This window comes from Viridibacillus sp. KH_047, assembly GCF_057838945.1.
This window is the reverse complement of sequence record NZ_CM174479.1, coordinates 1393276-1405387: the sequence shown is the minus strand read 5'-3', so window position 1 is coordinate 1405387 and position 12112 is coordinate 1393276. Positions and strand designations below refer to the sequence as shown.

Genomic DNA, 12112 nt, shown 5'->3' with positions numbered 1-12112 from the left:
GAAATAGATCTATATAGTGTTATAGTACCATTTTTTTAAATATTCGTATATCGATTTACAAAATAATACTATGTATACAATTACTATTGTTTTCAAGAAAATTCCCGACAGCTAATTTGGATCGGTAGCGGGTTTTGTATTTGTTATATTCATTTTAGAATACCAGCACTTTCAACTAGATTAAACGGTAAATTAAAAGCGTTTTGAAATTATTTTATGATGAGGAACATATTTCATTATAAGTAAAGTTAAAAAAAAGTTTATTACACTATATAAAAAGTATTATAACACTCACTATTTTTATAGTATAATATGTTTATTGTTTAGGGAAATAAAGAGAACTTTACAAGGAGAAATGTCACGATGGAAACTGGTAGTTAGAGCTGCAATATTCCCTTTTTCTTTTGATACTTGACCTTTTTCAAGGGCAAAATCTATATATTGTTCTAATGTAGATATCGAATTTTGAAGACTTCTTACAGTAGTCGCCTTTAATGACTTTAAAGCTTCTTCGAATTGAGTATTATCGAATTCACAAACGTCTTTATTGTAATTATTTTCACTATTCCTTATTTTTTCGAATAAGATTCTAACTACCCTTTTTGTTTCATCAGAGTAGGGCTTAATACCTTCACTCTTACCGACTATTCTATGCTCTTTTATGAATCTCTCCTTGAATTCTGATATATTCATTTTCCCTTTTCTTTCCTCCATTTGCTTCTAAAGCTCAATTTACACTTTAGCACAAGATTACTTTCGTATGGCTACATCATAAAATTTATAACTTATTATTAGTTGATTTTGAATTTGTTTTCACGGGATTTTCAATAATTTCTTGTTCCATTTTCAAAAAGTTGAAAAATACCTTCATATTCCTTGTGTAATTGGTTATTGTGACATCGCTCATTGGCTTTTGATAATCTTCTCGCCTATTTGGATAGTTAATGCCTATAGACCTATCTGAAGCCGTTACAGTGTTTCATAGCTCTTCAATGTCTTTGACGATAAATGTTTAGCATCACAATGCAGCATGAAACTATCCAACTGTTTATCGAATTCTGTAATCTGCCACTCTTTTGAACGCAAAAAAACACACCTCCAACTTAATCGAATTTTTTTGTAAACTCAATAAATGAAAGTGCGCTAGTATTTACACGCTTATATTCAGTTAATTATAGGTTCAATTAGGTAGTTTATCGGTGAATAATTTTACTATCTGACAACTGACAACTGACAACTACCTTAAACCCAGATTTATGAATGTCCTAACCCTTTCAGCTAGCAACCGTTTCAATACGAATTTTATCGGCAATCATGGCGATGAATTCGCTATTTGTTGGTTTGCTCTTTAAGTGATGGACAGTATAACCGAACATTTTCGAGATAGATTCATAGTTTCCTCGGTTCCAAGCGACTTCAATGGCATGGCGAATCGCACGTTCAACACGTGATGACGTTGTATCGAATTTTTTCGCTATATCTGGATATAAAATCTTCGTAATCGAACCAAGTAATTCAACATCCATATATACCATTTGGATAGCTTCACGTAAGTATGCGTACCCTTTAATATGAGCTGGCACACCGATTTCTTTTATAATACCTGTAATCGTTGCGTCAAGTTGACGTTGATCCATTTGTTGTGGCTGTGAGCCTTGCAAAACACTTACACGTTTTGTTTTTTCTGTTTTATGGCCCGCACATTGTAAAACTTTTGAAACAAGACGATCAAATTCAAAAGGTTTTAACATGAAATACGATGCACCTAAGTCCACTGCTTGTTTCATTACATCTTCTTGGCCAAATGCCGTTAGCATAATCACTTGAACATCATTATAAATTTCGTTTTCATGCATAACTTCCAAAACCGCTAAACCATCCAGGTGAGGCATGATAATATCTAATAATAGAACATCTGGTACTTGTTCCTCTAACATTTTCAAACAAAGTTTGCCGTTAGGGGCCGTTCCGATGACTTCAATTTCTGGGCTATTTTGTAGATACATCTCTAAAGTACGAACTAGTTCCCGATTATCATCTGCTATTGCAACTTTTACTTTTCGCATTATTATTTCCTCCTTTGTGCTTGCGCTTCCGTTAAACACGATCAAAACCGACAAGATGAATTAAAGTAAACTCGTTTTTGATACAAAGTGGATAATTCGACTTTTTTGCAAGAATACCTTTTATTCTTAAAAAAATAAGTATGTAGACATAGAGATACTATGTATTTCGACAGTATTCATTGATTCCAAACAATTTGTCGATTATTTGTCACTTTTATTGTACCAAAAGTAACAGAGAAAAAGAATGCTTTTTATCACATATTCTTTCCAATACGAACATTTAAAAAAAAAGCCGCACCAGCTTCCTTGGTGCAGCTTAAGTTTAATGGATATATAAAAGCACATTCCGTTAAGCTGGTTGCTTTTTCAACATCTCTGTTAGAGGAATAGCTGCTCCCTTTTCGGGACTTTCGATATACATATGTGTGACAGCTCCTACAAATCGGCCGTTTTGTATAATCGGGCTTCCGCTCATACCTTGTAAAATGCCTCCGGTTTTCTGTTTCAACTGCGCATCTGTCACTTCAAATTGCAATGTTTTGTCATCTACTTTGGTAATTTTGACATCAAATGCCTCTACTTTTTTCCCTTCAATAGTCGTAAGCAACTGTGCCTTACCGACTTTTATTTCAGAAGGTTGCATGATTTCCATAGGTTTAGGTAAACCTTGTTCTAAAGTATTCGACCATTTTCCAAATATACCGTACACATTATTTTCGGCAATACTTCCTAACTGTCCAGCATTATGTTCAATTGATGAAATTTTATAACCTGGTTCTCCAGGTACACTCTTTTTTATTTGTTCGATGGATGCATAGAAAATGGATCCGGACGAAAAATTAGGCGGTGCTGAAACAACCGAGTCGATAATTTGATGACCTAATGCTCCATATTCCTTTGTATCTGGGTCAATAAAGGTTAGTGTACCAATACCGTCAGTCTGATCTCTAAAGAAAGATAACATCGGTTCGAGCTCTTCCTTCATGATTTTAATATGTTGTGTTTTTTGCTGACGTCTTAGCTTCACATCCATTAATTTACCTGAAGAACTGACAAATAGGGATTTAACTTCTTCAAGCGTTTTAACTTGTTGAGAATTGATGGCCTGAATAGTATCTCCTGCTTTCAGCCAAGTGCCGTTCTTAAGGAGCACATCATTTGTTAAATAGACATTTTGAAGCTGAAGTTCTACACCTATTGAATGTCCCATCGGAATTAAGCTTTTGGCAGAAACACCAAATGGTAGTAGCAAAATGGCAAATAATAATGCGACAAACTGCATGACATAACGCATTTGATTTTTCATTTTTCACCTCCTCATCGTCCTTTTACTATGGCTTTGTTTTAGCATGTTATGTACGGTAAATATTTGAGTTGAAATGGATGATTGGAGAAGGTGGAAGGTTTTACATTGAAGTTTTAAAAAAAACAATACATACGTAAAAAACTGCCCGCCCAATTGGTTGGGACAGACAGTTTCCTAATTAAATGGTCATTGCTTTTTTACGACCGTTAGCTATTTCTACCAATTCTTTTGCATGTTGGAATGTTAACTCCGTCACTTCCGCGCCAGACATCATTCGGCTAATTTCATCAATTCGCGCATTATCGAATATTTCAGTGAGTGATGTCACTGTTCGATGCGCTTCTTCTTGTTTCTTAATATAATAATGATGATCAGCCATCGCTGCAACTTGTGGTAAGTGTGAAATACATAGTACTTGTGAATGCATTGAAATAGCTGAAATTTTTTCAGCAATTGCCTGAGCAACACGTCCGCTGACGCCTGTATCTACTTCATCAAAAATAATTGATGTAATACCATTTGTTGAAGAGAAAATGGTTTTTAAGGCTAGCATCATACGAGATAATTCCCCACCAGAGGCAATTTTTGTTAAAGGCTTCGGTGGTTCACCAACATTTGTTGCAATATAGAATACAATACGATCTAACCCATTATGATCGAATTGATCTGCAGCAATAGGTTCAAAATGCACACTAAAGTCTGCTTTTTCCATATATAACGCTCTTAGTTGTTGCATAATGGCATCGCTTAGTTTACGACCGGCTTTTTTCCGAACTTCGGTTAATTTCTCTGCTGTTTGCAGTAATTTTTCTTTCAAGTCATTTAATTGTTGTTCGTTTTTTTGCATATTTTCATCGCGATTGATTAGAGATTCCAGTTCTTCTCCAATTTTTTCACGATAAGTTAGTATGTCCTCAAGTGTAGCACCGTATTTACGCTTCATCGATTGGATTAAAGCTAAACGTTGCTCTACTTCGTTCAAACGCTCCGGGTTGAATTCAAGGTCATCTAATATGTTTTTTATTTGAAATGCTGCTTCTTGTAAAGAATAGAAGGCTGCTGATACATTATCTGAATGCTCTCTAAAATCTTGATCCAATGTAGCAACCTCTTCAAGATCGGTCATAGCTTGCCCAATCCAATCAAGTCCTCTAGATTCACCCAGAATGGCTTCGTGTGCCGTATTGGATCGTTCATAGATCTTGTTGAAGTTCATCAACCTACGACGTTCTTCAGCTAGTTCTTCTTCTTCTCCTGCTCGAAATTGGCAAGCGTCAATTTCTTTAATTTGAAATGAAAAAAGATCAATTTTTTGGGCTACTTGCTGTTCACCAAGTGAAATTGCAGCAAGTTCCTTTTTCAATTCACGATAAGCTGAGTATTCCTCACTATAACGTTCTTTCAATGGATTAATGTCTGCACCTGCAAACTGATCCAACAAGGAGATATGTCTCTTATCATCCATTAACTCTTGGCTTTCATGCTGGCCGTGAACATCGATTAATGTTGCGCCTATTTCACGCAAAAGAGAAAGTGGAACAAGTTTCCCATTAACACGACAAACACTTTTCCCATTGTCATTTAAATCACGGCGTAAAATAACCATTCCCTCTTCAATTTCAATCCCAGCTTCTGCACATTTTTGGTAAGCAGAGTGGTTTTCAGAAGAAATCGCAAAGAGTCCTTCAAGCTCGGCTTTTTTAGCACCGTGGCGGATGAATTCCTGAGAACCTCGACCACCAGCTAATAGCTGTACCGCATCAATTATAATTGATTTTCCGGCACCTGTTTCACCTGTTAAAACCGTTAATCCTTCAACAAAACCTACTGTTAAGTCTTCAATAATTGCAAAATTTTTAATCGATAGTTCTCGTAACAAGACAACTCACCTCGGATTACAACATTTCAAGTAAGCGATTTTTTACTGATTCGCGTTGAGATTCTTCACGACATAAAATCATAATCGTGTCGTCTCCACAAATAGTACCTAATATTTCAGTCCAATCTAAATGGTCCAATAATGATCCAATTGCATGTGCATTTCCTGGTAAAGTTTTCATCACTAAGAAGTGACTAGCGCCATCAATGCTTACAAACGCATCTGCTAACGCACGATGTAGCTTTTGAATTGGATTGAAGCGTTGATCTGCTGGCAAACTGTACTTATAACGACCATCTTGAAGAGGTACTTTGATTAAATGTAATTCTTTAATATCTCTAGAGATTGTCGCTTGCGTTACATGATATCCTGCTTCTTTTAGTAAATCGACCAAATCATCCTGTGTTTCAATATCATTATTAGCGATCATGTCGCGGATTCGAATATGACGTTGGCTTTTATTCAATTTTTTCACCTCTATGAATAATTATGCTCTTCTTTTTATAACCGTAACATCGATTATGTTAAATCACAAGAAAAAAAACACGACCCAAAAGAATGGGCCGCGTCATTTAAGTTGTTGATGTGCCTCACTCACCAAGGTATTGAAGTCTGTAAATGATTGCAGCTCTTCTCCTTGGTGTGGGTTGTACAGATGGAATAGAAACTCAATATTCCCTTCTCCGCCTGTAATTGGAGAAAAGGAAGCATCTTTTACCACAAATCCAACTGATTCAGCGAATGTTGCAATAGATTCTAATACTTCTAAATGTATTTTCGGTTCACGAACGACACCTTTTTTACCAACTTTGTCTTTCCCTGCTTCAAACTGAGGTTTCACTAGTGCAATAACATCTCCACCTGGTACTAACAACGTTTTTAACACAGGTAAAATCAGTTTTAGAGAGATGAAGGATACATCAATTGTTGCGAATTCAGGTAAACCTTCTCCCAAGTCAGGTGCTGTGACATAACGGAAATTTGTACGTTCCATTACAGTTACACGTTCGTCTTGACGGATTTTCCATGCAAGCTGATTGTAGCCTACATCAAGTGCGTAGCAATGCTTCGCACCATTTTGTAGGGCACAGTCAGTAAAACCACCAGTAGATGAACCGATATCTAACATTAATTTATCTTGTACAGCAACATCAAAAATATCTAATGCTTTTTCTAGTTTTAATCCTCCACGACTTACATAGCGTAGCTGTGACCCTTTAATAGTAAGCTCAGAGTCAACAGGAATTTTCTCACCCGGTTTATCTAGTCTTACTTCATTTGAGTACACTTGCCCTGCCATGATCGTACGTTTTGCTTTTTCACGTGTTTCACAAAGTCCTCTTTCAACAAGAAGGATATCGACACGCTCTTTTTGTATTTTTGTTGTCATTATGCTTTTAAACCCGCTTGCTCTTTATTGTCTTCATTTACTAGTTGTTGAATGCGTAATACAGTTTCTTCAGCAGTTAAGTTAATTTCTTGAAGTAACAAATCAACACTACCATGTTCAATGAACATATCTGGAATACCGATACGATCAATTTGTGTTGTTGAATAATGATTGTCATTCGCAAATTCTAACACTGCACTACCAAATCCGCCTTGCAATACGCCTTCTTCAATCGTAAGGATTGGCTTTTTACTTTGCATTAAGCCATGCAACATTACCTCATCCATTGGTTTGATAAAGCGAGCATTGACGATTTCAACCTGTATACCTTGATCTGCTAATACTTCAGCTGCTTCTTGTGCCATTGGTATAGTCGTACCGAATGTTAATATGGTTGCATCTTTACCTTCACGAAGTACTTCCCAACTACCTATTGGTAGGGCGTTAAGCTCTGTGTCCATAGGTACTCCTAAGCCATTACCACGTGGGTAACGAAGAGCGATTGGGCCTTCATTGTAGTCAATAGCTGTTTTCACCATATGTTGGCCTTCATTTTCGTCTTTTGGCATCATAATTACCATGTTCGGCATATGACGTAAAAAGGCAATATCAAAGACACCTTGATGAGTTTCGCCATCAGCACCTACTAAACCAGCACGGTCAATTCCGATAAACACATTCAAGTTTTGACGACAAATATCATGTAATACTTGGTCATAAGCGCGTTGAAGGAATGTCGAGTAAATCGCTAAAAACGGCTTTGTACCATCTGCTGCCATACCTGCTGCCATAGTAGCTGCATGTTGCTCAGCGATACCAACATCAAACATACGATTTGGGAATTCACTAGCAAAGCCTTCTAATTTTGAACCAACTGGCATAGCAGGTGTGATTGCTACGATTCGTTCATCGACGCGAGCCAATTTACGAACAGTTTCTGCAATTAAGCTAGACCATCCTGGAGCAGTTGTTTTTGGTTTTACAAGATCGCCTGTTTCCATTTTATAAGGGCCAGTTCCATGCCAAGTTCCAACTGTATCGTTTTCAGCTGGCAAGTAGCCTTTCCCTTTTTTCGTAATAACATGGATTAAAACAGGTCCTTGCATTCTCTTCGCGTTTTGTAATGTTTCTTCTAAAGTCTCAAAATTATGACCATCAATTGGGCCAAGGTAAGTGAAACCTAGTTCCTCGAAGAATACACCTGACACGAGTAAATATTTTAAGCTATCTTTTACTCGTTCTGCTGTCGATGCTAATTTACCACCAACTGCAGGGATTTTTTTCAATAGCTGTTCTAACTCATCTTTTGCTTTGTTGTAATTATTCGCTGTACGTAAGCGTCCTAAAACATTATGCAATGCACCTACATTTGGGGCAATTGACATTTCATTATCATTTAAAATAACGATCATGTTTGTTTTTTCATGACCAATATGGTTTAGAGCCTCTAAAGCCATACCGCCCGTTAAAGCACCGTCCCCAATAATAGGTACAACAAAGTTTTTATCGCCTTTAATATCTCGTGCTGCTGCCATCCCCATTGCTGCTGAAAGAGATGTTGAGCTATGTCCTGTTTCCCATACATCATGTTCACTTTCAATGCGTTTTGGGAAACCACACAACCCTTTATATTGACGTAGCGTATCGAATTGATCGGCACGGCCTGTTAAAATCTTGTGGACATATGCTTGATGTCCTACATCCCAAATAAACTTATCTTGTGGACTATTAAAAGCTCGATGCAAAGCAATAGTTAACTCAACTACACCAAGATTCGGTCCAATATGACCACCTGTTACAGATAGCTTTTGGATTAAAAATTTTCGAACATCTTCACTTAAATCTTGAAGTTGTTTCGTATTCAGTTCTTTCAAAAAGGATGGACTAGATATTTTGTTTAAATCCATCGCCATCACACACCTTTTCATTTAAATATTCATCGCACAATGTTTCACCTATTATAACAGTGTTAATCAATTGTACAAACTAAAACGGCCATTACTTGTTACGACGAACAATATAATCAGCTAAGTCTTTTAGTAGACTGCTTTCCGAAGGCAGTTTTTCAAGCGCTTGTATAGCAAGGTTGTAATGATCTTGCAACTTTTCTTTAGCGCCTACTAATGTAAGGAGTGCGGGGTATGTGCTTTTATCGCTTGCAACGTCTTTACCAGCTGTTTTCCCTAATTGTTCTGTTGTACCTTCAATGTCTAAAATATCGTCTTGAATTTGGAAAGCAAGTCCGATATGATGCGCATATTCCACTAAGATTGCACGTTCTGCTTCTGAGGCATTCGCAATTATGGCACCTGACTCAATACTAAAACGAAGAAGGGCTCCTGTTTTGTTGACATGAACTTTTTCTAATTCTGCCAATGTTAATTGTTTTGTTTCGCCTTCGATATCTAGGATTTGTCCTCCAACCATACCTTCAGCTCCGGCTGCTTCACTTAATTTATCTACTAATAATAAACGTGATACCGGTGGAATTTGTTGCATTCGAGCAAGGATACCAAATGCTAGTGTATTAAGTGCATCTCCTGCAAGCGTGGCAAATGCATCTCCATACACTTTATGGTTTGTTAATTTGCCTCTGCGGTAATCATCATTGTCCATGCTTGGTAGATCGTCATGAATCAGTGAATACGTATGAATCATTTCAATAACAGCAGCTACCGTAAATCCATCATCATTGCGAACATTGAAATGGTCCATAACTGCAAGCACAAAAAGTGGTCGTACTCTTTTACCGCCTGCGTTTAATGAATACAACATAGATTCTTTTAAAACTGCTGGCGCTTCAATATTCTCAACAAGCTCTTGCATACGTTTTTCGACTGTTGGAATATTGTGTGCCATAAATTCTTTTAGAAGCTCAGTCATTTACTTTGTCCCTCTTCCCCTGTTGGATTAAAAGGCTTTTCGTTGCCATTGTCATCCATAATCGAGATCAGTTGCTGCTCTGCATTTTGTAATTGATCGTGACAAAACTGGGATAATTTCATCCCTTTTTTATATAAATCTATTGCATCTTCTAAAGGTACTTCACCTTGTTCTAGTTGATGAACGATTTCTTCTAGCTCTTCGATTGATTTTGCAAAAGATTGTTTCTTTTCAGCCATTATTCTTCTCCCCTCGCTTTCATTGTTATGGACGTAATTTCAGCATTCGCCTGACCATCTGGAAAATGAATAGTCAAATTTTGTTTCTCTTCTAATTGTTGTACTGATTTTACTACTTTTCCGTCTTGATAAACGATGCTATATCCACGGTTCATGATTGTTAAAGGATTTAATGCTTCTAAAGTACGAATGATAGATTTGAACGCATCTTGTTGCTTATTGATTGATTGCACAATACTTTTATCAAGCTGTGTGCCCAATCTCGCTACATGTTGCTGTTTATATCTCACTTCTTGAAGAGGTGTATTCATTTGTACACGATTTGCTAATTGTTGCAATACCGCCTGCTTGTCTTTGATATAATTAGTCATTTGAGCTTGTAACTGTTCATCTGTACGACTTAACTTCTCGACAAACGGACGAAATAGACGGTCTGGATAAGCGATCGGATAGGATTTCTGTAACCGCTCTAATTGACTTCGTTCATGCCGAATGCGCGATTGTGTTAGTTGAAACAGTTGCGATCTACGCGTCAACAAGTGCTTCATTAAATCTTCGCTATTCGGTACAGCTTTTTTCGCTGCGGCTGTAGGCGTCGCTGCCCGCCAGTCCGACACATGGTCTGCTATCGTAGTATCTGTCTCATGTCCGACACCACTAATAACAGGTATGTCACTTTCAAAAATAGCTCTAGCAACAATTTCTTCATTGAACGCCCAAAGGTCCTCAATTGAACCTCCACCACGTCCTACAATTAAAACATCGATTTCGTCCATAAGGTTCGCTTGCTGTATTGCTTTCACAATACTAGGAGCTGCTTGTTCTCCTTGCACGAGTGCAGGGAAAATCACAACATCTGCTAGAGCGTAATGTTGTGTAATCGTTGTACAGATATCTCGTATGGCTGCTCCAGTTGGTGCTGTTACAACACCAATTTTGCGTGGGAATGTTGGTATCGCTTTTTTATATCTCTCATCAAACAAGCCTTCTTTTAGAAGTTTTGCTTGTAATTGTTCAAAGGCGATATGTAAACTGCCTACACCGTCCGGCTCCATTGAAACTGCATATAGCTGGTAACGGCCACTACCTTCATAGACATTAACATCTCCACGTATAAAAACCTTCATGCCATTTTCCGGAACAAATTTCAATCGATTTGCACTCTTCGCAAACATTACTGCTGCAATTTGTGTTTTTTCATCTTTCAATGTGAAATAGATATGACCAGAACCTGTATGTTTTTTAACATTTGATAGCTCTCCTTTTACAAATACATCACGTAAATGAGGATCAGCATCAAATTTCTTTTTTATATATTTTGTTAGTGCTTGGACAGATAAATAAGGTGTACTTGTCAAAAGCCTCAGACTCCTTATCCGAACGTTTTAGCAGAAATTTAATTTAATAAAAAAAGCTGTCTTTCATCAGAAAAACAGCTTCTGCGTTACTATTTTAACTGTTTTGAGCTCATTTGTCTTGAGTAAGCTTTCTTTTTCGCTGATTGCAATGTATTAAATAGCAACATTGTAATCGTCATTGGGCCAACACCTTTAGGTACAGGTGTGATTGCTGATACTTTATCAATAACTGAATCAAAATCAACATCGCCGCAAAGCTTATTGTTTTCGTCGCGGTTAATACCTACATCAATTACAACAGCACCTTCTTTTACATGCTCAGCACCGATCATTTTTGCACGGCCTGTTGCTACTACTAAAATATCTGCTTGTGTTGTCATGGCAGCTAAATTAGGAGTTTTAGAGTGACAATAAGTCACTGTTGCGTCTTTTTGTAATAATAGTTGTCCCATTGGAACACCTACAATATGGCTACGTCCAATGATGACAGCGTGTTTACCTGCTACATCAATATTCGCATATTCTAATAACTTCATCACACCAAAAGGCGTACAAGGTAAATATGTTGGTTGACCCAGCATCATTTTCCCTACGCTTTCTGGATGGAAACCATCTACATCCTTCTCAGGAGAAATAGCCGCGATAACGTTTTGTTCATCTATGTGTTTTGGAAGTGGTAATTGTACTAAAATGCCATCAATTGCAGAATCAGCATTTAGTTTGTCAATTTCGCTTAATAATGTTTCTTCTGAAATATCTTCTGATAACTCGATAAGTTCTGAGTAAATACCCATTTGTTCGCATGATTTCTGTTTGTTTGAAACATATGTTTTAGAAGCAGGATTATCTCCTACTAATATAACTGCTAGTCCTGGTGTAATACCTTGTTCTTTTAAATCATTCACTTCTTGTTGAATAGATTGTCGAATCAAATCTCCAATTTCTTTACCATTAATTAGCTTACCTGACATTATTAATAACACTCCCAAAT

General features: G+C 37.1%; 11 protein-coding genes. All 11 read right to left on the bottom strand.

The window, feature by feature from the left end; genetic code table 11:
* Nucleotides 1-300: 300 nt before the first annotated feature.
* Complete coding sequence (locus AC3IS5_RS07095; protein WP_489427161.1) at nt 301-693, bottom strand: phage lytic cycle repressor MrpR family protein; 393 nt, start codon at nt 691-693, stop codon at nt 301-303.
* Nucleotides 694-1274: 581 nt separating this feature from the next.
* A complete protein-coding gene (gene spo0A / locus AC3IS5_RS07090) occupies nt 1275-2066 on the bottom strand; it encodes a sporulation transcription factor Spo0A (RefSeq protein WP_038184908.1) in 792 nt (263 codons plus the stop codon).
* A 349-nt stretch (nt 2067-2415) separates the two neighbouring features.
* Nucleotides 2416-3372 (bottom strand): SpoIVB peptidase S55 domain-containing protein, encoded by a 957-nt coding sequence (locus AC3IS5_RS07085; RefSeq protein WP_489427160.1) that lies wholly within the window; start codon nt 3370-3372, stop codon nt 2416-2418.
* A gap of 178 nt (nt 3373-3550) precedes the next feature.
* Nucleotides 3551-5251 carry a DNA repair protein RecN gene (gene recN, locus AC3IS5_RS07080; protein ID WP_489427159.1) on the bottom strand — a complete coding sequence of 567 codons (1701 nt, stop codon included), beginning with the start codon at nt 5249-5251 and terminating at the stop codon, nt 3551-3553.
* Nucleotides 5252-5267: 16 nt separating this feature from the next.
* The gene (gene ahrC / locus AC3IS5_RS07075; RefSeq protein ID WP_193740349.1) at nt 5268-5717 is read right to left on the bottom strand and encodes a transcriptional regulator AhrC/ArgR; all 450 of its coding nucleotides are present in this window, start codon (nt 5715-5717) and stop codon (nt 5268-5270) included.
* 102 nt (nt 5718-5819) lie between these two features.
* Nucleotides 5820-6641 (bottom strand): TlyA family RNA methyltransferase, encoded by an 822-nt coding sequence (locus AC3IS5_RS07070; RefSeq protein WP_489427158.1) that lies wholly within the window; start codon nt 6639-6641, stop codon nt 5820-5822.
* Nucleotides 6641-8548, bottom strand: a complete 1908-nt coding sequence (gene dxs, locus AC3IS5_RS07065) for a 1-deoxy-D-xylulose-5-phosphate synthase (protein WP_489427157.1) — start codon at nt 8546-8548, stop codon at nt 6641-6643. Before dxs ends, AC3IS5_RS07070 begins: the two co-directional genes overlap by 1 nt.
* Nucleotides 8549-8639: 91 nt before the next feature.
* Nucleotides 8640-9524, bottom strand: a complete 885-nt coding sequence (locus AC3IS5_RS07060) for a polyprenyl synthetase family protein (protein ID WP_489427156.1) — start codon at nt 9522-9524, stop codon at nt 8640-8642.
* Nucleotides 9521-9763, bottom strand: coding sequence for an exodeoxyribonuclease VII small subunit (locus tag AC3IS5_RS07055; RefSeq protein WP_193740353.1), 243 nt, complete (start codon nt 9761-9763; stop codon nt 9521-9523). Before AC3IS5_RS07055 ends, AC3IS5_RS07060 begins: the two co-directional genes overlap by 4 nt.
* The gene (gene xseA / locus AC3IS5_RS07050) at nt 9763-11121 is read right to left on the bottom strand and encodes an exodeoxyribonuclease VII large subunit (protein WP_489427155.1); all 1359 of its coding nucleotides are present in this window, start codon (nt 11119-11121) and stop codon (nt 9763-9765) included. The genes AC3IS5_RS07055 and xseA overlap by 1 nt, the downstream gene beginning before the upstream one ends.
* An 89-nt stretch (nt 11122-11210) precedes the next feature.
* Nucleotides 11211-12092 carry a bifunctional methylenetetrahydrofolate dehydrogenase/methenyltetrahydrofolate cyclohydrolase FolD gene (gene folD / locus AC3IS5_RS07045; protein ID WP_489427154.1) on the bottom strand — a complete coding sequence of 294 codons (882 nt, stop codon included), beginning with the start codon at nt 12090-12092 and terminating at the stop codon, nt 11211-11213.
* Nucleotides 12093-12112: the final 20 nt, after the last annotated feature.

Bases quoted from the DNA above. Each gene is read 5' to 3' on its own strand.
- AC3IS5_RS07095 (WP_489427161.1), bottom strand. From the start codon at position 693: ATGAATATATCAGAATTCAAGGAGAGATTCATAAAAGAGCATAGAATA.
- spo0A (WP_038184908.1), bottom strand. From the start codon at position 2,066: ATGCGAAAAGTAAAAGTTGCAATAGCAGATGATAATCGGGAACTAGTT.
- AC3IS5_RS07085 (WP_489427160.1), bottom strand. From the start codon at position 3,372: ATGAAAAATCAAATGCGTTATGTCATGCAGTTTGTCGCATTATTATTT.
- AC3IS5_RS07070 (WP_489427158.1), bottom strand. From the start codon at position 6,641: ATGACAACAAAAATACAAAAAGAGCGTGTCGATATCCTTCTTGTTGAA.
- dxs (WP_489427157.1), bottom strand. From the start codon at position 8,548: ATGGATTTAAACAAAATATCTAGTCCATCCTTTTTGAAAGAACTGAAT.
- AC3IS5_RS07060 (WP_489427156.1), bottom strand. From the start codon at position 9,524: ATGACTGAGCTTCTAAAAGAATTTATGGCACACAATATTCCAACAGTC.
- AC3IS5_RS07055 (WP_193740353.1), bottom strand. From the start codon at position 9,763: ATGGCTGAAAAGAAACAATCTTTTGCAAAATCAATCGAAGAGCTAGAA.
- folD (WP_489427154.1), bottom strand. From the start codon at position 12,092: ATGTCAGGTAAGCTAATTAATGGTAAAGAAATTGGAGATTTGATTCGA.